Here is a 20233-nt window from a genome sequence, read left to right as displayed (position 1 = left end):
TCAGGGGTTCTCAGTCTCCTTCACGTACCCGCAGGGTTTTTCTTGGGAGGATGTCGAGTGTGGCCGGTCTCGAACGTATAGAGAGTGAGCATGGCATCAGGGCCATGCCGCTATCGAGGAGAAGATCATGACCCAGTACATGCTGAGCAACATCACCCCCGCCGGCCGGACGCTTGAGCCCGAGCAGTTCCAGCAGGTCATCAAGAACGTCACCGCGGTCACCCAGGAGATGCAGGCCGCCGGTGTCTGGGTGTTCTCGATGCCCCTGGCCGACCCATCGACGGCGACGGTCGTGTCCAGCCAGGACGGTACGGTCACCCTGGCCGACGGGCCGTTCGCCGAGCTCAAGGAGTACATCGGCGGCTTCACGATCATCGACGTCACCGACCTCGACGCCGCGACCGCGTGGGCTGGCAAGGTGTCCGAGGCAACGGGCCTGAAGATCGAGGTTCGCCCCGCTCCGAGCTTCGGCGGCTGAGGATCGCCGATGAATGACGCGCTGGCGGCCGTACACCGGGCATTTCGCTCGGAGTACGGCCGCACCGTCGCGATCCTGATGCGCAGTATCGGCGACCTCGACGCCGCCGAAGACGCGGTGCAGGACGCGTTCACCGCAGCCGCCGACACCTGGCCTGCCCAGGGCGTGCCGCCGAACCCGCAGGCATGGATCGTCACGACGGCACGCCGTCGCGCGATCGACCGCATCCGACGCACGCAGACGGAACAGCGATTCGCGCCGCAACTCGCCCCCCGCCCCGTTGTCGAGCCAGAGGACACCGGTGACGACGAGCTGCGTATGATCCTGCTGTGCGCGCATCCGAGCCTGTCGCCGGAGACACAGGTCGCACTGACGCTGCGCTACGTCGGCGGACTCACGGCGGCAGAGATCGCGCGGGCGTTCGGCTCCACAGAGGCGACGATCGCGCAGCGGCTCACACGGGCGAAGCGGAAGATCAAAGACGCCCAGATCGGCTTGCCAGAGCCTGGACACATCCATGACCGGCTCGGCGTCGTGCTTGCCGTGATCTATGCGATCTACAACGAGGGCTACGTCACCACGTCAGGGCCGCTCAGCCGCTTCGACCTCAGCCAGGAGGGAGTCCGTCTCGCGAGACTAGTGCTCGCCCACTCGAAAGGCGCGCACGAAGCCAAGGGTCTGCTGGCGCTGCTCGTGCTCCTCCAGGCCCGCCGCCCGGCCCGCATCGCGGACAATGGCAGCCTGATCCCGCTACCTGAACAGAACCGACAGTTGTGGGACCGCGACATGATCGCCGAGGGACAGGCCCTCGTGCGCGAGTGCCTCGCCGCAAACAAGCCCGGCCAATACCAGTTGCAGGCCGCGATCCAAGCCGTGCACTGCGACGCCGTGCAAGACGAGGACACCGACTGGCGGCAGATTCTCGCTCTGTACGACATGCTCCTGCCCATGGTGCCGACCACTGCGGTGCACACAGCGCGCCTTGTCGCGCTTTCCCATGCCGAGAACGCCGAAGCAGCCCTCGACCAGATCGACCCTGAATCAGATGACCACTACGTACTCGCGGTGCGCGCCGATCTTCTCGCCAGACTCGGCGACACGGCCAACGCCCAGGTAGCATTCCAACGCGCCGCGAACATCGCAGAGAACGACGCAGAACGGGCTCACCTCCTCCGACGCGCAGACGAACTCGCATAAGGCTCATCTGTACCGTCATCGATGGGCTGACGCCGTGTCGGATAACGCGAGCATCGGAAGTGCCCAAAGCTGAGAACCCCGTAGGGACGCAAAAGTAGTACCGGTCTTGATCGGCTAGGTTCTGCGGTTCTCAGTCTGCCGCGTTGGCCTCTCTGCGGGCATGGTGTGCGGCGGCTCTGACAGCCGGACGTCATCGGGTAGGCTAGGAGTCATGTCAGGTGCTTCTGCTGCGGCCGCTGCCGCTGTGACGAAGACGCTCCGCTAGCGGCGGAACGTCCTCTTCACCTTCTTAGATCTCACGTTCCGCCGCTTGATGGTCGGTTCGGTGCGACACATCTCGTCGCCCGATTCTTCATTCGAGCAACGGAGTTCTCTGTGTCTTTTCGCACCTCATCATCACGCCCTGAACAAATCTCGACCGCGCGATCCTGGGCAGCACTCGTGTGCCTATCGGTCCTGCAATTTTTCATCGCCGTTGATGTCACTGTCGTCAACGTGGCGCTGCCATCAATCGGCGACGATCTTGGCGTTGATCCGCGCGGCCTGACGTGGGTTGTCGTCGGATACACCATCACCGGCGGTGGCCTACTCATGCTCGGTGGCCGCTTGGGGGACGTCTTCGGTCGCCGCCGCCTTCTCCTGATCGGCACCGCGATCTTCGGAGCAGCCTCGATGATGGCAGGCTTCGCGGAAACCTTCACGGTGCTTGTTGCAGCCAGGCTGTTCCAAGGAGTAGGCGAAGCCCTCGCCCTACCAGCTGCAATGGCAACCATCGTCCTGTTATTTCCCGAGGGAAAGGCTCGTACCCGAGCGTTGAGCGTCTGGGCGGCAGTTGCAAGCTGCGGTCTCGTCTTGGGATTCGTGCTCTCGGGAATCATCACCGAGCATCTCGGTTGGCGATGGGTCTTCCTCATCGCTGTCCCGTTCATCCTGTTCGTGCTGATCGCCACGGTGATCCTGTTGCCACGCGACCGAGAACAGGAGTGCGCACCGTTGGATATCCTCGGGTCGATTCTGTTGACAAGCGCACCGTTACTGTTCGCCTTCGGGATTGTGGAGGCCGGAGAAGGAATGTCTTGGCTGCCACTCGCCGCCCTAGCGGGGGCACTCGTGGCGGCCATTCTGTTCGTCAACGTAGAGCGGCGAGCACCGAACCCGCTGATTCCTCCGGTCTTCTTCCGCAATCGGACTCGGGTGCGAGCGAATCTCGCGACCGCGTTGCTGAGTGCCGCGCTCTCAACCTCATTCCTACTGTTCACGTTCTATCTTCAGGATGAACTCGGCCTTTCCCCGCTGGAAGCCGGACTACTGCTTCTCCCGCTTGCTGTGGCGCTGATCGTCGCGGTGACCGTCGTGCCCCGGCTGATGGGGCGCTGGGGAGCACGCTCCTGCATCATCGCGGGTCTCGGCTTCGCGGGGGCAGGCATGATCGTGATCGCTGTCGCCGCGCAACTCGATGCCCCCGCTTGGGTATTGATCCCGGCGATGCTCTTCATCGCCGCAGGCATGGGATTCGGACTCGTCGGATTGCAGTACGCGGCAGTCACCGGAGTAACCGACGACGATGCCGGAGTCGCTTCTGGCGTGCAGCGGGCCGCAGACCAGCTTGGCGGGTCTGCTGGCGTCACGGTCTACGTCGGTCTGGGGTTTGCCTCGATCGTCCACGGAGTATCGCCCTATCTACTGAGTAGTGGGCTTGCGATCATCGGCCTGTGTGTCGCAGCCTTCGTTGCCCGACGAGTTGCCGTCTCCGAATGACGCACGAGTTCGGCCGGACGTTCGATGTCGTCGCTTCGGTTGCCACGCTGCATCATGCACCAGGCGGCTCGCCGCGTGCGGCGCATCCGCGGCGACGACCGACAGCACCGCGCGGGCAGTGCGCTCATCCGACACGTACTCGGCCAACGACACCATGCTCGATCCTTCCGCCAGGTCACCATCGAGCAGGTGCGCCCCGCACGCCGCCCAGGCGGTTCCGTTTCCGGCAGGTCCGGCGTAAAATCAGGGGTGAAGCGGAATCTCCCAAACAGTTCGGGTTCCTCGGAACCGCCCGCACCGGGCCTCACCACACGCCGCTTCTCGACCCGTTCGAACCGTGTGAAGGAGACCCCGATGTTCACCACCCGCGACCGCATCCGTCGCCGCTGGCGCCGCAGCGAGAACACCGCCCAGAACCTGGAACCGGCCCGCCGGCTCTTCCCGACGAACCGCATCCGCGACGCCGTCATGACCCGCCGCGGACTCAAATGGGGCGTGCCCGCGATGCTGCTCGCCGCGCCCTACTTCGCGATCATCCTGATCCTCACCGACCGCATCGAGCACGGCGGGCCCGGCTGGCTCCACCTCATCGTGCTCCTGTGCGCGTGGAACGCTTTGAAGATGCTCTGGCTCGGCCCCATCAGCCTCGTCCGCCTCGCTCGCGCCCGCCTCCGCGAGCACGGGCAGCGCCGTAGAATCGCTCACGACTCACAGGCCCCGGACGAGGCTCGCAAGCCGCGTCTCGTGCCGGCGGGAGGTGCATCATGAACGCCCTGGTCTACCGCCGCAGCGCGACAGGCAACCCGCGCGGGCTGAGGCGGCAAGCGGCCGCCTGCCGCCGCTACGCAGACGAGCACGGCCTGACGATCACGCACACGTTCACCGACATCGGCCACCCCGACGCCGGGCTCCGCGCCGTGCTCGACGCTGCCGAACGAGGCGAGACCTCCGCGATCGTCATCACCGACCTCGCCCGCCTCGGCCGCATCCCGACCGACCACCTCAACATCACGCAGCGCCTCCAGCAGGCCGACACCGAGATTCATGTCGCCGAAGGGAACGGCAGCTACCCGCAGGGCGAGTCCATCCTGGGCGTCATGCTCGCCTACGCCGAGATCGACGAAGAGGTGGAATACGCCCTCGACGAGGAGCCGGACTACAACATCGACGAGGACTGACCCCCGCCTTGTTCGTAGGTCGTGCCTGTCTCACCCGAGGCAGGCACGACCTACTTCTTTGTCAGCGAACCGGGGCATGCCGTCCGCGCGGACGGATCGTGCCGCCAGCAGCGACCACGGCATCACGCACCGCGTCGTCGCTGATCCCGAGCCGCCGACCCACCTTCAACAGCGACAGACCGTTCGCGTACAACTCCACCGCCTCCTCACGCACCTGCCGCGGATGCTCCGACGCCTTCCGAGGCGGCAGCCCAGCACGCGCAGCCAGCGCCCGCACCGTTCCGCGATGCACCCCGAACCGCTCCGCCAAGTCCTTCACCCGCTCACCCCTCGCGTACCGATCCAGCAGGTCAGCGCGATCACAGGCACTCAAACGAGTTTGAGTCACTGGCGATTTTCTCGTCACCGGCCCCCGCGCATCCTCGATAGGCTTGGATGACGGACGCGATGCAGGACGCCCCGAACCCCTGAGAACACGCCGAATCAACGAACGAACCGGCCTGCGGGGGTTTGAGAAGCACCTGGACAGCTCCACCGTGTCACAAGGCTCGAACCCTTGCCAACAGTATCGTTGGCAAGGGTTCGGGCCTTGTCGCTGTTCTGGTTCCAGTTGAGGACGTGGGTCAATGGTGGGTTAATGGTCAAAATGTGTGTACAGGATAGGCCCCTTGCCCGGTAACCAGTAGACCAAGACAGGGTCGAACATGCTCTGGAAGCATGTTCAGTGTCCAATCCCAGGAATCACCTTTTTGGGATCGTTGGGCGAGGTGGTGCTGGCGGTGATAACGGGGCCGTGGAGCGCTTCGGTGCACTGCAGCAGCAGAGCATATCAGGGCCTCTCCGAGGAGGCGGCTCCCGCCACCGCTTGGCTACAGCATTTTTCAGGCACACCCTAGTCCAGGTTGTACGTAGGATTTGGCTCTTTGGATAGTCGGTGGACTCTTGTCTTGGAGGAATATGCCTCGACGAGCCCAAAGCACACTACAGCGAGGACGAGCCCGACGAGGAGCAGAATCGACGTCAGCGTGGTGGTCGCAGGATTGATAATGGATTCTGTAATGAAGCTGAATCCTGGGGCTGCTGCCATGATGACGGATGTGAGCACGGGAGACGTTTTCATCATCCCTGCTTGAATGAGGACCAGCGGAAGCGCAATTGCGGCAAATCCGAGCGGACCGAACCACAGCAGTAACGATCCGACCTCTGCGGGGGAAGGGTAGTGCTGCCAATTGACAGCCGCGCAGATGAACGCCAGGACGTAAGTGGCGTGATAACGCACTGCGAGGATGGATGAAGCGCTCACGCCGGTTTCGGCAAGGCGTCGAGAGAGGGTTGCAAGCACGGCTAGACCCAATCCGGCAAGAATGCCCAACGCCATTCCAACGACTGTGCCGATGCCCGATGATGTCGCACCTGCAACGTTCTGGGACCAACCGAACGCGATCGAGACGACGAAGACCACAATAGCCATTATCCAGAGTCGGTATCGGACCCTACCCGTCCTGAAAGCGTTGATGCTCAGAGCAGCAAGTGGCGCTGCCGCAGCCTCGGCTCCTGCGGCCAGTGAGGCAGGGATCCAGATCAGAGCGAGATAGAACGCCCCGAAAGTGACAGCGGTAGCGACATTCAGCCATAGACAATCGACCAATCGAATGGGACTCGCAGGAGCTCTATCGCTGGCTCTGAGCAGCGCCCCGACAACCGAGGCGATGAGAAAGGCACAGCCCAGGAACAAGAAGATTGCGCTGGGCCGAACGGTTAGTCCAACGAGCGCGTTCGCAGTGCCTTGAAAAATGGCGCCGAGAATGATCAAGCGCAAGCGCATCACCCGACTTTGCAGTCGGCCACGTCGAAGAACAGTCCTCGGTCTTCGAGATCGTGTATTGCCTCAACCGATTGTATAACCTCGGCACGGCTCTCTCCGACGAAGAAAGCGATGCCCATGTAGCCGGTGGTCAGCGTCATGTCCCGGAGTTTCTGACCCACCGGCGGCATCCATGCCACGCTGTGGAAATGCGGTAGGCGACGCATCAGACGGAGGCCCGGAATCGCCCTCAAGTGCCCCGGTTTGAGTGATCTCAGAAAGACCTTGACAAGAGTCTTGGAAGGGGAGTACGTGGATCCCAATCGTTTCGCGAACTCGTCCGGACGCAGGATTTTTTCTGTGGTTTCGTTAATCCACTGGGGAACCAACGGAGGATCAAACCCTTGCGCTGCAAGAACGCTGGAGTAGGTGGTCGACGACTCATCGAGTTCAGCGAGCGATTTCACAGTGAGTCGACCTTCCGCTGAAGCGTGTTGCAGCTTTCTGGCGTTTTCCAAAGGCATGGCTGATATAAACCGAGAATTGAATGTATCGACCTTCAAACTGACGGGAAGCATTTCGAGCTGTCTCCTTGATGTATCCGGCAACAAGCCATCGCGGAACGAAATCGTGGAGGTCGCACGGCCAGCCTTGTGAAGCGAGGAAATCTCGAAATTCTCGAGGTTCTCGGTGGGTCAAGCTGTTGGCGTGAACAGGGGTATTGGTCAACGCGGAAAGCGGGGCCGTGAACGCTGGAGAGTATCCCAATTGGTTCAACGATACCGTGCACACTGCGCCCCGGAACTCTGGACGAGCTCCTAGTTCTTTCAGCAAGGAGACGGCAGCCGCGCCTCCACCAACGATAGCTATGTCTGCGTTGATTAATTGAAACTCTGCCCCTTCTCCTGGAACGCCCGAGAACGTCAGGCGGTGAAGCGCGATCTGGTCGGGCTTCGGACGCCTGGTCGATGGTCACCGCCGAGTCTGTGCGCACGTCACTCGCAAAGCGATCTACGTCATCGGCATTGCGGCCGTCACTCGCAAAGCCAAATACTTCATCGGTTTCGGTGGGCCTCAGACGAGGACCTCCGGGATTGCTCAGCTTCGAGCCAGCGGACTGGCTACGACGGCACCTTAAATCCAGCGTTCGTTGTTGTCGCCTGGACGAATCACGTCGCGAGCCCGCCCGGCCGAGCGGGCATTGGGCTCGTCAACATCCACCATGACCCTCGTAAAAATTCCATAATACGGAAACTTGCTTCCGTGTTGATGAAATCGAGTCTGCCCTTGCGCCCTGGTGGAGTCAAATCGCGTTACCGCCATGGTCAAGCCGAATTCAGGTTCTCTCGTTATGGATTGTTCCGGTTCTCGGCATCGCGAACAGGGCGTTCAGGCGGCATTGAGTCGGATGGCTGTATCGCTTGGCATCGGGCTCACGGGCCCTGACCCTTTGTATCTTCAGCCGCGTCAGTATCTGGACTGCTCTCCATTTTCAGGTTTTGGTGCCGCGATGCAGGAAGGCGAGAACCATGCAAGGTGGCGATCTGGACTTCAGCGACTGACTCTTCACTTCGTTCACTACGGGTGGCGTATATTGCACAAACCGCGGGTCGTGGGTTCGATCCCCACGGGGCCCACCGCGTCACAAGGCCCCGCAGCTCTCCCGAACCCGGGTGTGCGCGGGGCTTCGTCGACCGACTACTCGCAGCCGACGCCGTCGCCGTCGCGGTCGAGATGGCGGCCATAGCCGGGATCGCCGACGCGCACGGGCGCTGCTCCGGCGGCTCGCGCAGCCGTGCAGTTCTTGTAGTACACCGACCCACCCGATGATTCGCGCTTCGGTTCCGGCTCGGATTCACGTCGTTTCGGCTCAGGATCGGGAGCCGACGTCTCGACAGGCTGTTTCGTCTTCGTCGGCTCCGGCTCAACCGTGACGTTGTCGCCGTCGCCTGCCGCGGGCCACGACACGTCCTCGGCGAAAGCCGGCTCATCCTCACACGACTCGAGCACCCGGGTCATCGCATCCCGTTCGGCCTTGACCACCCACAGCCCGTACTTGTGCTTGACGGCGATCTGCCGCGAGACGTATTCGCAGCGGGAGCTCTTCTGCGGCGGCAGCCACGTCGCCGCGTCGCCGTCTCCCTTCTGGCGATTGAGCCTCGAGCTGACTGCGAGAAGGTTGAGCGGGTCATTGCCGAACTCCTCGAGCTCAGCCTCGTCGAAGTCCTGCGCTCCCGTCTGCCACGCATTGGACCGTGCGACGACGTGGTCGATGTCGATGTTGTTCGGGTCGCGATCGAACTCATAGGACTCACCGAGGTACGGGTCGTCGAGCATTCCCCCGACCACCACACAGCCATTCGAGCCGCGCTTTAGGGTGATGTAGCTGAGATCGCGGCGAAGCACATCGTTCCTCGTGTCGCACCCGTTGTGATCGACATCCGAGCGCCAATGGAAGAGGTCGGCATCGTAGCCGGTCTTCGGCGCCCTGCCCTTGGTGTCGAGGTCGGCCAGCATCGCGAGCGCGGTGCCCGGATCCGCCATGTCCGTCGGCACCGGGGTCTCAGTCGTCGGGGCCGGCTCGGCCGTCGCAGATGCGGACGGAGTCTCACCCGCGGCTTCGCCTGCCGTCTCTGCCGGTCCACCGCCGACGACGACCGAGATGATCGCCGCGATGACGATGACGACTACCGTGAGGCATCCGCCTCCGCCGCATCCGAGACCGACCTTCGCTCCGGTCGACAGCTTTTCGGGCATGTGTGTTGTCCAATCGAGGTCGGTTGTGCTCTGCCGCCTCACGCTGGTGGACGACTCACTGAGTGGCGGGCGCGGATCCACTTCACATGTAGAGCGAGCGCCGCCTCAGGAATGCTAGCCGACCGTCGATGCAGCCCCGACTACCGGGGTCGCCCTCACTCCAGCTCGCCGGCGAAGAAGTCGGCGACGGCCGGCTCCTCAGCCGCTCTGAGCTGCTCATCGAGATCCGTGAACAGCCGCCACTGGACGAATCCCGGCCAGTCACCGGGCAGCAGCTCCGCCGGCAGCTGCGGGTCGCTGCGGGTCAGCGTCAGCCAGTCGAAATGCAGCTCCACGCGACGTACGAGCGCCTCGGCGGCCGTCAGCTCAGAGACTGCGCACTGCCCCCACTTGTCTCCGAACGCCTCGTACTGCCCCGCCACCTCGGCGAGGTCGAAGGCATCGACGAGCATCGCGTCGGTCGTCGGCGGCTGAGTCTCCCCGTACACGACGACGGGGCTGACCTCGCTGGCCTCCTCACCGAAGATCTGCTCGACGTCGACGGCCGCCGGTGCCGCCCACGTTCCGCCGTCGAGGCGGCCGAATCCCGCCCACGACAGTCGCGACGACACCTTGTGCCGCAGCGCCCGCTTCGACTCGGGAACCTGGATGCGCACGATCGTCCACTTCCCATCCCAGGGCCGCGCCCGATCACCGATGAACATCTTCCGGCCTCCCTCGAGGAGGATCTCCCGGGCCCGGTCACTCACGGTGTAGAACGTCTTCCGCCCGTCCTTGGCCCGGATGACGAACCCCTTCGCGGCATTGCGCTGCAGCACCGAGCGCGCGGCGGCCTCGCCGACACCGAGCCTCCCCATGACGCCGACGATCGACGCACCGCTCAGCGGTGTCGGCTCGCCCGTCATGTGCAGCCCGGCGAGCGCGAGGAACAGCGACTGGGGATGAACGGGCATGGCATCACATTAGCGCGTCACTTCCCCTGTCAAATTTATTCTGCAAACCCTTGTCGTATCGTCATCTATTTGCATAGTATTCAAATGGGTTCGGTCACGTCATCTCGACGCCGCCCTTTCAAGCCACAGAGTCAGCGAGGATCCCATGGCTTCCACGAAATCTCCGACCATGCTCAAACGGGCCGCCGCGTCCGCCTACCTCGGCAGCGTCATCGAGTACTACGATTTCTTCCTCTACTCCGTCTGCGCCGCCCTCGTCTTCCAACAGGTGTTCTTCTCCGATCTTCCGCCGCTCGTCGGCACCCTCGCGAGTCTCGCGACCTTCGCCGCCGGCTACCTGGCCCGTCCGCTGGGCGGCATCATCTTCGGTCACTTCGGCGACAAGCTCGGACGCAAGCGCATGCTCGTCATCAGCATGTTCACCATCGGCATCGCCTCGACTCTCATCGGCGTCCTCCCCACCTACGACCAGGCCGGCGCCATTGCTCCGCTCCTCCTCGTCCTCATCCGCGTCATCCAGGGCATCGCGATCGGCGGCGAATGGGGAGGCGCGACCCTCATGTCGGCCGAGCACTCGACGACGAACCGCGGCTTCTGGGCGAGCTTCACGAGCGCCGGCGCCCCCAGCGGCCAGGTCGTCTCCGCCGCCGTCGTCGCCGGCACCCTGGCGGTCATGGGCGTCGAGGAGTTCGTTGCGTGGGGCTGGCGGCTGCCGTTCCTCGCCTCGATCATCCTCCTCGTCGTCGGCGTCGTCGTTCGCGCCGCCGTCGACGAGTCGCCCGAATTCCTCCGCGCGAAGGACCGCCCGCGGGCGAAGTCGATCCCCATCATGGCGACCCTGCGCAAGCAGCCGGTCACCCTCCTGCTCTCGATCGGCGTCGGACTCTCCGCCTTCATGTTCCAGGGCCTGCTCACCACGTACTCCGTGGCCTTCGGCGTCCAGATCGGGGTCGACCAGCAGACGATCCTCAACGCCCTGACCTTCTCCTCGTTCTTCGCGATCTTCGGCATCATCCTCTGGTCGCGCCTCTCCGATGCGATCGGGCGCCGACCCCTCGTCATCACCGGCGCCATCCTCATCGCTGCGTGGAGCTTCGCCCTCTTCCCCCTCATCGAGACGAAGAACGGCGTCCTCATCACCATCGGCATGATCATCTGCCAAGGCATCATCCATCCGATGATCTACGGCCCGCTCGCCGGGTTCTACACGGAACTCTTCGACACCGAGCACCGCTACACCGGCGCCTCGCTCGGCTATCAGTTCGCGGGCCTCGGCGCCGGCATCTCCCCCGTCCTCTTCGCTGCGATCATGACGGCCAACGGCGGCTCCTCGACCATCCCGCTCTCCCTCGTCATCGTCGCCGTCTCGATCGTCAGCATCCTCTGCATCCTCCGCCTCGGCGAGACGAAGACGCGCAGCCTCTCCGATCGAGTCGCCCCCGACGCCGTTATCCCAGCCGATGGCTCTGCTGCGTCCCCGGTCTCCGGACCCATGACCGCCGACGACCCCGCACCGGAAGGACAGAGCCGTTGACCTTCGTCCACCCCAGCCTCGCGACACTCTCCGAGCGGCAGGCCACCGACCACGGCGAGTCGACCGCGATCCGCTTCGCCGGCCTCGATCACTCGTACGCCGATCTCCATGAGCGCACCCTCATCGCGGCCACCGCCCTGCACTCGGCGGGCATCCGCCGCGGTGACCGGGTCGCCTATCTCGGACCCAACCATCCGGCCGCGGTCGTCACCGTGCTCGCGTGCCTGCGCCTCGGCGCGATCTTCCTCCCCCTCAACTGGCGCCTCGCCCCCGCGGAACTCGATTTCCAGCTCGACAACGCCGGAGTCTCCCGCCTCCTCGTCGCTCCCGAGTTCATGGGCACCGCCGATCGCCTCAGCTCGACGGTGCCGGTCGAGCCGGTCCGCTGGGACCCCGCCCCCGCCTCGGCGCAGGGACCGATGATCCCCGCCGCGGACCTCGACGGCGACGAACCCGCGCTCCTCCTCTTCACCTCCGGCACCACCGGACGGCCGAAGGGCGCCGTGCTCTCCCACGCCAACGTCCTGTGGAACGCCTTCAACTTCCTCCTCAGCACCGACCTCACTGCCGCGGACACGACCCTCGTCGCCGCACCGCTCTTCCACGTCATCGGTCTCAACCAGCAGGTGCTCACGAGCTACCTGCGCGGCGGCAGCATCCTCATGGAGGCGACCTGGGACGTCGACCGCGCCTTCGACGCCATCGAACACGAGGGCCTGACGTGGATGGCCGGGGTGACGACGATGTTCGCCGATATGCTCCAGTCGCCGAGGTGGTCCACCGCCGATCTCACCTCGCTGCGGTTCATCAATTCCGGAGGCGCCCCGATCCCCGTCTCCCTCATCAACGCCTTCCAGGCCCGGGACATCGCCTTCTGCCAGGGGTACGGGCTCACGGAGACCTCGCCCGGGGCGACGATCCTGCCGGCGTCGCATGCCCTGGACAAGCCCGGATCGGCCGGTCGGGCGCTGCCCTTTTCCGAGATCGACATCCGCGACCCCTCGGGGAACCCCTGCGCGGCCGGCCAGCCTGGCGAGGTCGTCGTGCGCGGTCCCAACGTCACGAACGGGTACTGGAGGAACGACGCGGCCACGGAGTCCGCATTCTCCCCCGGCGGGTGGTTCCACACCGGGGACATCGGCTACCTCGACGAGGACGGCTTCCTCTTCATCGTCGACCGCCTCAAGGACATGTTCATCTCCGGAGGTGAGAACGTCTACCCCGCCGAGGTGGAATCCGTCCTCTTCGAGCATCCCGCCGTCGCCGAGGCCGCGATCGTCGCCGCCGCCGACGACCGCTGGGGCGAAGTCGGCCACGCCTTCGTCGTCGCCGCCGAATCCCATACCCCAACCCCCGAGGAGCTGCGCGAGTTCCTCCTCACCCGCCTCGCGAAGTACAAGGTCCCGAAGCACTTCGACATCGTCGACGCCCTCCCGCGCACCGGCTCGGGCAAGGTCCACAAGGGGACCCTGCGCCGCACCGGGCCCCTCGGCGCCCACGGGGCCCGCCCCCAACCGACCACCGTTGGCCCGACCACATCAACATCGACCACCACCGACTCGACCAACCCCGAATCGACGATCACAGCACCGACCAGCACCGCACCGACCAAGGAAGCACCATGACCTCCCACACCCCCCTTCCCACCGAGGCGACCACTCCCACCGAGGCAACCCGACCCACCGAGGCAGCGCGATCCGCCGAGGCCAGCGCTGAGCCCTCGCGACCGTCATCCCCGGCCGAATCCGGATCGGTCGATCCCAGCTCGACCGACCTCGGCCAAACCGACCTCGGCCCGACACTGAGCTTCGTCCGCGATGGGTCCATCGGCGTCCTCACCCTCGACCGCCGCGCCAAGCGCAACGCCCTCGACGACGCGACGATCGGCCGCCTCGGCGCGTTCTTCGCCGAGCCTCCCGCAGGCATCCGCGCGATCGTGCTCACCGCCGCCGGCGACCACTTCTGCGCGGGACTCGACCTGTCCGAGATGACCGAGCGCGACGCCGTCTCCGGTCTCCTCCATTCCCGCCGGTGGCATGCGACGATGAACGCGATCACCGAGTCGGCGATCCCCGTCGTCGCCGTCCTCCAGGGCGGCGTCATCGGCGGCGGACTCGAACTCGCCAGCGCCGCCCACCTCCGCGTCGCCGAGGACTCCGCCTACTTCGCCCTCCCCGAGGGCAAGCGCGGGCTCTTCGTCGGCGGCGGCGCCTCGGTGCGGGTGCCCCGGCTCATCGGGCTCAACCGCGTCCAGGACATGATGCTCACAGGCCGCTCGTTCGACGCCGTCGAGGCGGAGACCATCGGCCTCGTCAACTACCGCGTCCCCGCCGGGCAGGGCAGTGAGAAGGCCCTCGACCTGGCGCACGCGATCGCGTCGAACTCCGAGGTGACGAACTACGCGATCACCCAGGCGCTGCCGCGGATCGTCGAATCCGGCCGCGACGAGGGCTACATGATGGAGGCCCTCATGGCCGCCGTCGCCCAGTCGAGCACCGAGGCGAAGGCCCTCATGCGCGACTTCCTCGACGGCACCGGACCCAAGGTGAGGAAGCCATGACGACGATCATCCGCGAGGTCCCCGCCGACGCCGGGGACACCAGCCGCCTCGGTGACTTCCTCCGATGGGCAGGCGAGCGTCGCGGCACCGCCTTCACCGGCTGGGACGATCTCCACCGCTGGTCGACCACCGAGATCGAGGAGTTCTGGGAGGCGATCTGGGACTACTTCGGCGTCATCAGCCACGCCCCGTACGAAACGGTGCTCGAAGAGCGGATCATGCCGCACGCCAAGTGGTTCCCCGGTGCGCGGCTCAACTACGCCGAGCACTCCCTCGGCTCCCCCGACCAGGCCGATGACATCGCCGTGACCGCGGTGTCCCAGACCCGGGAGGAGCGCACCCTCACCTTCGCCCAGCTGCGCGCCGAGGTCGCCCGGGTCCGCTCAGGTCTGCTCGACATGGGGTTGGGTCCGGGTGACCGGGTCGCCGGGTACCTGCCGAATCAGCCCGAGGCGCTCGTCGTCTTCCTCGCCGCAGCGAGCATCGGGGCGATCTGGGCCAGCTGCGCCCCGGAGTTCGGCACCCAGTCGGTCATCGATCGCTTCTCCCAGATCGCACCGACCGTGCTCGTCGCGATCCCGGGCTACCGGTTCGGTGAGAAGCCGATCGACCGGAGAGCCGAGGTGGCCGAGATCGTCGCCGCCCTGCCGAGCCTCACCCTTCTCATCACCGTCGACTACGGCGACTTCGCCGTCGATGACGCCGCCCGTGCACTCATCGCCGGCGCCCGTGAGGCGGACTCGCCTGTCGAGGTCACGGACTACGAGAGCCTCGGCGCCGCCTCGGCGGACCTCGAGTTCACTCCGGTCCCCTTCGACCACCCGCTCGTCATCCTCTTCTCCTCCGGGACGACGGGGAAGCCGAAGGCGATCGTCCACTCCCACGGCGGGATCCTCCTCGAGACGCTGAAGAACCACGGGCTCCACTTCGACCTCGGTCCCGGCAGCACGTTCTGCTGGTTCTCGACGACGGCGTGGATGATGTGGAATGCCCTCGTCGGCGGGCTCGTCGTCGGGTCCGCGATCGTCATGATCGACGGCAACCCCAACCATCCGGATGCCAAGGAGCTGTGGAGACTCGCGGCGCGCACCCGGGCCACGCTCATGGGCATGGCCCCGGGCGCGATCATGGCCGCCCGCCGTGAGGGCCTGGACCCGACGACGGAGTTCGACCTCTCCGCTGTCGAGCAGTTCGGCGTCGCCGGGGCCCCGCTGCCCGCCGAGGGCTACACGTGGATCCAGGAGCAGTTCGGCGACGGGGTCCTCCTCAACGTCGGGTCCGGCGGCACCGACGTCTGCTCGGGAATCCTCCAGGCCTCACCCCTCACCCCGGTGTATGCCGGGCGGATGTCGGACACCTCGCTCGGCTTCGCGGCCACCGCCTTCGACGCGGACGGCAACGAGGTCCGCGACGAGCTCGGCGAACTCGTCATCACCGCGCCCGTCCCCTCGATGCCCGTGACGTTCTGGGGCGAGGACGGCGACGCCCGCTACCGCGCCGCGTACTTCGACACCTACCCGGGCGTGTGGAGGCACGGTGACTGGGTGGAGTTCTTCAGCGACGGCGGCGTCGTCGTCACCGGACGCTCCGATGCCACCCTCAACCGGGGCGGGGTGCGACTCGGGACCGCCGACTTCTACTCCGTCCTCGACACCGTGCCCGGGGTCCGCGACTCCCTCGTCATCCACCTCGAGGATCCCGCCGGCGGGATGGGTGAACTCGTCCTCTTCGTCCAGTTCGACGACGGGGGTCCCGTGTCGCCGGAGACGGCGGCGAGCCTCCGCGCGGCGCTCAAGACCCGTCTCTCTCCACGCCACATCCCCGACGACATCGTCGGGGTGTCCCGGATCCCCCTCGGTCGCACCGGCAAGAAGCTCGAAGTCCCGGTCAAGCGCATCATCCAGGGTGCCGCGGCGGACTCCGTCGTCAGCCCCGGATCCCTGCAGGATCCGCGCTCCCTCGAGGAGTACATCGCCTACGCGGCCCGGTTCTCACGCGAGCAGGCACCGGCATGAGGACGGCGATCATCGGCACGGGCGTCATCGGCGCGGCGTGGGCGGCGGGGTTCCTCGCCGCCGGTCACGAGGTCACCGCGTTCGACCCGGCCCCTGGGGCTGCGGACCGACTGCACGACGACGTCCGCTCCGCACTCGAGACCACCCATCCCGAGGCGCTCGAGCGCCTCGACCAGCTGCGCTTCTCCGGCTCCCTCGCCGAGGCGGTCGGTGAGGCCGACTTCGTCCAGGAGAACGGTCCCGAACGGCTCGAGGTCAAACAGGCCATCCTCGCCGAGATCGATGCGGCCGCGCCCACCTCGGCGATCATCGCCTCGTCGACCTCGGGCTTCGGTCCCTCGGCGATCGCGGCGAGCGCCGAGGTCGCCCCGGAGCGGATCGTCGTCGGGCATCCGTTCAATCCGGCCCATCTCATCCCGCTCGTCGAGGTCGTCACCGCCCCGGGAGCACCGGAGGAGATCGGCGAGCGGGCCATCGAGGTCTATCGCGCGATCGGGAAGAAGCCGATCCGCGTGCGGGCCGAACTCCCCGGCCACGTCGTCAACCGACTCCAGGCCGCCCTCTGGCAGGAGGCCTACTCGCTCATCGACCGCGGAGTCGTCTCCGTCGAGGACATCGACACCGCGATCTCCTACGGCCCGGGACTGCGGTGGGCGGTGCTCGGTCCCCTCGCCGTCCAGCACCTCTCCGGCGGGCCTGGCGGGATGCGCCATCTCCTTGAGCACCTCGGGCCGCCGCAGGAGGTGTGGATGCACGATCTGCGGCAGGTCCACCTCGGCGAGGAGCTCACCGATAAGCTCGTCGCCGGCGTCGAGGAGGAACTCGACGGACGCAGCACCGCAGCGCTGATCCGCGACCGCGATGCCATGCTCGCCGAGCTCATCGCCCTCAAAGAGCGCTACCCGACGCTGCCGTGAACCCGCCAGGCCGCGGCGACCGCCGCGCCCCCGCCGACCCGCAGGAGGACTGCCCCCGATGAGATACGAACCCGCGATCGACACCGCGACGATCACCGCGCTCGACGTGCACACCCACGTCGAATTCGACGGCCACCACCACACCTCGCTCGACGACGAACTCCTCGCCGCCTCGGCGGACTACTTCCGGGCCGCGGTGCCGCGGACACCCACGGTCGCCGACCTCGCCGCCTACTACCGTGAGCGCAGCATGGCCGCGGTGATCTTCACCGTCGATGCGACGACGGCCCTCGGCGGCCATCCCCCGGTGTCGAGCGAGATGATCGCCGAGCAGGCCGCCGAGCACAACGACACCCTCATCCCGTTCGGCTCCGTCGATCCCCGCCGGCCCGCCGAGGCGGTTGCCCGGATCCGGGAGCTCGCGACGGACTACGGGGTGCGCGGGATGAAGTTCCATCCCAGCTTGCAGGGCTTCGACCCCAGTGAGCGGGAGTACTACGGGCTCTACGAGGCGTGCGCCGAACTCGGGCTGGTCGCGCTCTTCCACACCGGCCAGACGGGAATCGGCGCGGGACTGCCCGGCGGTCGCGGCATCAAGCTGCGCTACTCGGATCCGATGCTCCTCGACGATGTCGCCGCCGACTTCCCCGACCTCACGATGATCCTCGCCCACCCCTCCGTCCCGTGGGCCGATTCGTCGATCTCGATCGCCACCCACAAGGCGAACGTCTACCTCGACCTCTCGGGCTGGTCCCCGAAGTACTTCCCACCGCAGCTGGTTCGGGCCATCGGTTCGATCCTCAAGGACAAGGCGCTCTTCGGCTCCGACTTTCCGCTCATCACCCCCGAGCGCTGGATGAGGGACTTCGAGGACCTCGGCATCCGACCCGAGGCCGTGCCGCTCATCATGAAGGACAATGCCGTGCGCGTGCTCGGACTCTGAGCGTCCCGCGGGCTCACTCGGGGTCGGCGTCCTCGACCCCGTCGGCGATGCCGAGCTGGCGGATGAGCGCCAGTCCTTCCCGGGCCCACCGGATCTCGCCGCGAGCACGCGCAGCCAGACCCTCGTACGAGTAGCGCTTGAAGGCGATGGTCGCCTCCCGGTCCTCGTCCTCGGTGACCTCGAGACGACGGTTGAGCATCGGCGAGGTGAGGGTGTCGATCTTGCAGATCTCCTCCTCGACGGTCTCGAGCTCGACCTGCCAATGGCGGATATGACCGTTGAGGAACTCCTCGATCGCCTCGGGGTCGGCGGCCTCGAGGTACGCCGCCCGCAGATGCGCGGCGTCGCGGGTGCGCTGGTACTTCAGCGGGGCATTCATCCACTCGAGGAACTCCCGCTCCCCCGCCTCGGTGACGTGGTAGACCTTCCGCATCCCCGACGCTCCCCGGGCCTGCTCTTCGGCGGTGAGGAGACCCTGGTCGGCCATTTTGCGCAGCTCCGGGTAGATCTGGGAATCCGGAGCATGCCAGACGTGCCCGACGGACTGGGAGAACTGCTTCTGCAGGTCGTAGCCCGACATCGGTCCGATGCGGAGGAGCGCGAGGATCGCGTTCCGCAGACTCATGGCTTGCTCCTTGGTTTCGACTCTGACCACTCGACAACGACGAAAGGGCCCGGGCTGTGTGCCCGAGCCCTTCCAGACTATAGCCGTCAGGAGTTCTGACCCGTGCGCCATCCCCCGCGGTAGGTCTGGCGGGCCACGGTCGAGTACGGCACCGGGCTGACGACGGCTTTGACCTGGGTCTGCTCGTGCGGTTCGACCGAGGCCTTGTTCGTGCCGCCGTCCGGCTCGCCCCAGACGACCGAGAGCTCCGCGCCCTCAGGGACATCGGGGTTGACGGTGGCCAGGGAGAGACCGCGACGCTCGTTCGCCGAGTAGCCGGTGAACATCGAGAACCCGACGACCTTGCCGTCGGCATCGACGACCGAGTCGTAGTTCGCCGACCCGTAGTTCGCCAGCGGCAGGTCGAAGAACTTGTAGTTCGGTCCGTCGACGTCGAGCAGCGAGGTCCACACCTTGCCGAGGTCCTCGGCGTCCCACGCGAGCGTGACCTTCCGGCGCTGAGCGGCGGGGTCCATCTGCTCCAGCGCGTCGCGACCGATGAAGTCGTGGTCGAACTTCACGAACGAGCCGTAGCCGAGTTCCCACGGGGTGAGGTAGTAGTCCTCGATGTTGTCGGAGACGAACGACCCGGCCAGGGTGCCGGTGGCCTCGTAGCTGTCGGCGCCGAGCCATTCGCGGAACGGCCGCTCGGCCTCCCCGGTGTAGATCGCCGGCAGCGGCGAGGGTATCCACCCGGATTCCAGGGTGTTCGACGGGTAGGCGCGCGAACCGACGGGCAGCAGACCGAACTCAGCCCCCGCCTCGACGATGGCGTCGCGGATGACGTCGTGGTCCTCGTACGGTCCCCAGATCTCGAGACCGGGGGCACCGGCCATGCCGTGGCGCAGCGTGCGCACCTCCTTGCCCGCGATCGTCATCGTCGACATGTTGAAGAAGCCGAGCTTCTCCAGCGGGCCGCCGTTGAGCTTCTCGATGACCGACCAGGCGTTGGGTCCCTGAATCTGGAAGCGGTAGTACTGCCGCGAGACCGCGTGACCGTAGGGACGCGACGGCGAGCGGCGGTCGACCTCGATGTCGAGGTTGGGGTAGTCACCGGTCTCGGCGTGGAAGAGCAGCCAGTTCGAGGCCGGTGCCCGGCCGACGTAGACGTACTCCTCGTCGGCTTCGCGGAAGAGGATGCCGTCGCCGATGACGTGACCGGAGGCCGTCGTCGGCACGTACTGCTTGGCCTTGTTCACCGCGAAGTTCGCCACCGAGTTGATCGCGGTGTCGGAGATGAGCTTGATCGCGTCGGAGCCCTTGAGGAACACATTGTCCATGTGGTGGGACTGGTCGTAGAGCACAGCGGTGTCACGCCATGCCTTCTGCTCCTTGATCCAGTTCGTGAAGTCCGCGGGGACCACGGGGTAGATGTAGGAGCCGATCTGGGAGTTGCGCAGAAGGTCGACGGGATTGGTCGAATCGAGGATCTGCTGCAGGTTGTCGGACATGGTGGTCAAACCTCTCTGTTCTTG

At 65.9% G+C, this 20233-nt stretch carries 18 protein-coding genes; 11 read left to right on the top strand and 7 right to left on the bottom strand.

Annotated features, from left to right (window positions below):
• The first annotated feature begins 127 nt into the window (after positions 1 to 127).
• From J9315_RS02790 to J9315_RS02770, 5 genes are all read left to right on the top strand, one after another.
• Positions 128 to 478 carry a YciI family protein gene (locus tag J9315_RS02790; protein ID WP_211978748.1) on the top strand — a complete coding sequence of 117 codons (351 nt, stop codon included), beginning with the start codon at positions 128 to 130 and terminating at the stop codon, positions 476 to 478.
• 9 nt (positions 479 to 487) lie between these two features.
• On the top strand, positions 488 to 1675 hold the full coding sequence (locus tag J9315_RS02785; RefSeq protein ID WP_211978747.1) for a sigma-70 family RNA polymerase sigma factor: 1188 nt from the start codon (positions 488 to 490) through the stop codon (positions 1673 to 1675).
• A 375-nt stretch (positions 1676 to 2050) separates the two neighbouring features.
• A complete protein-coding gene (locus J9315_RS02780) occupies positions 2051 to 3433 on the top strand; it encodes an MFS transporter (RefSeq protein ID WP_249121002.1) in 1383 nt (460 codons plus the stop codon).
• Between the two features lie 354 nt (positions 3434 to 3787).
• On the top strand, positions 3788 to 4201 hold the full coding sequence (locus J9315_RS02775; RefSeq protein WP_211978746.1) for a hypothetical protein: 414 nt from the start codon (positions 3788 to 3790) through the stop codon (positions 4199 to 4201).
• Complete coding sequence (locus tag J9315_RS02770; protein ID WP_211978745.1) at positions 4198 to 4611, top strand: recombinase family protein; 414 nt, start codon at positions 4198 to 4200, stop codon at positions 4609 to 4611. Before J9315_RS02775 ends, J9315_RS02770 begins: the two co-directional genes overlap by 4 nt.
• A gap of 61 nt (positions 4612 to 4672) precedes the next feature.
• On the opposite strand, the gene J9315_RS02765 is transcribed toward J9315_RS02770, so the two are convergent.
• From J9315_RS02765 to J9315_RS02740, 5 genes are all read right to left on the bottom strand, one after another.
• Positions 4673 to 4930, bottom strand: coding sequence for a helix-turn-helix domain-containing protein (locus J9315_RS02765; RefSeq protein ID WP_211978744.1), 258 nt, complete (start codon positions 4928 to 4930; stop codon positions 4673 to 4675).
• A gap of 573 nt (positions 4931 to 5503) precedes the next feature.
• Positions 5504 to 6436: a hypothetical protein gene (locus J9315_RS02760; protein WP_211978743.1), complete on the bottom strand. Its 933-nt coding sequence runs from the start codon at positions 6434 to 6436 to the stop codon at positions 5504 to 5506.
• Entirely contained in the window at positions 6436 to 6993 is a 558-nt protein-coding gene (locus tag J9315_RS02755) for a hypothetical protein (protein ID WP_249121001.1), read from the bottom strand. Before J9315_RS02755 ends, J9315_RS02760 begins: the two co-directional genes overlap by 1 nt.
• Before the next feature lie 1120 nt (positions 6994 to 8113).
• Positions 8114 to 9172, bottom strand: coding sequence for a DUF1524 domain-containing protein (locus J9315_RS02745; RefSeq protein WP_211979237.1), 1059 nt, complete (start codon positions 9170 to 9172; stop codon positions 8114 to 8116).
• Between the two features lie 155 nt (positions 9173 to 9327).
• Positions 9328 to 10125 carry a PaaX family transcriptional regulator C-terminal domain-containing protein gene (locus tag J9315_RS02740; RefSeq protein ID WP_211978740.1) on the bottom strand — a complete coding sequence of 266 codons (798 nt, stop codon included), beginning with the start codon at positions 10123 to 10125 and terminating at the stop codon, positions 9328 to 9330.
• Positions 10126 to 10270: 145 nt separating this feature from the next.
• Between J9315_RS02740 and J9315_RS02735 the strand changes: the two genes are divergently transcribed.
• The 6 genes from J9315_RS02735 to J9315_RS02710 are packed head-to-tail and all read left to right on the top strand — an operon-like array spanning position 10271 to position 18094.
• Complete coding sequence (locus J9315_RS02735; RefSeq protein WP_211978739.1) at positions 10271 to 11659, top strand: MFS transporter; 1389 nt, start codon at positions 10271 to 10273, stop codon at positions 11657 to 11659.
• Positions 11656 to 13284: an o-succinylbenzoate--CoA ligase gene (menE, locus tag J9315_RS02730; protein ID WP_211978738.1), complete on the top strand. Its 1629-nt coding sequence runs from the start codon at positions 11656 to 11658 to the stop codon at positions 13282 to 13284. Before J9315_RS02735 ends, menE begins: the two co-directional genes overlap by 4 nt.
• The gene (locus J9315_RS02725) at positions 13281 to 14219 is read left to right on the top strand and encodes a crotonase/enoyl-CoA hydratase family protein (protein WP_249121000.1); all 939 of its coding nucleotides are present in this window, start codon (positions 13281 to 13283) and stop codon (positions 14217 to 14219) included. Before menE ends, J9315_RS02725 begins: the two co-directional genes overlap by 4 nt.
• Positions 14216 to 16234, top strand: coding sequence for an acetoacetate--CoA ligase (locus J9315_RS02720; protein ID WP_211978737.1), 2019 nt, complete (start codon positions 14216 to 14218; stop codon positions 16232 to 16234). The genes J9315_RS02725 and J9315_RS02720 overlap by 4 nt, the downstream gene beginning before the upstream one ends.
• Positions 16231 to 17151 carry a 3-hydroxyacyl-CoA dehydrogenase NAD-binding domain-containing protein gene (locus tag J9315_RS02715; protein WP_211978736.1) on the top strand — a complete coding sequence of 307 codons (921 nt, stop codon included), beginning with the start codon at positions 16231 to 16233 and terminating at the stop codon, positions 17149 to 17151. Before J9315_RS02720 ends, J9315_RS02715 begins: the two co-directional genes overlap by 4 nt.
• A gap of 58 nt (positions 17152 to 17209) precedes the next feature.
• A complete protein-coding gene (locus J9315_RS02710) occupies positions 17210 to 18094 on the top strand; it encodes an amidohydrolase family protein (protein ID WP_211978735.1) in 885 nt (294 codons plus the stop codon).
• Between the two features lie 13 nt (positions 18095 to 18107).
• On the opposite strand, the gene J9315_RS02705 is transcribed toward J9315_RS02710, so the two are convergent.
• Both J9315_RS02705 and J9315_RS02700 read right to left on the bottom strand, forming a co-directional pair.
• Positions 18108 to 18719 (bottom strand): PadR family transcriptional regulator, encoded by a 612-nt coding sequence (locus J9315_RS02705; RefSeq protein WP_211978734.1) that lies wholly within the window; start codon positions 18717 to 18719, stop codon positions 18108 to 18110.
• An 86-nt stretch (positions 18720 to 18805) separates the two neighbouring features.
• Entirely contained in the window at positions 18806 to 20209 is a 1404-nt protein-coding gene (locus J9315_RS02700; protein ID WP_211978733.1) for an aminomethyltransferase family protein, read from the bottom strand.
• Between the last annotated feature and the right edge of the window lie 24 nt (positions 20210 to 20233).

Source organism: Brevibacterium sp. W7.2 (assembly GCF_018137945.1).
Classification (GTDB): domain Bacteria; phylum Actinomycetota; class Actinomycetes; order Actinomycetales; family Brevibacteriaceae; genus Brevibacterium; species Brevibacterium sanguinis.
This window is presented reverse-complemented; position numbering and strand designations above follow the sequence as displayed.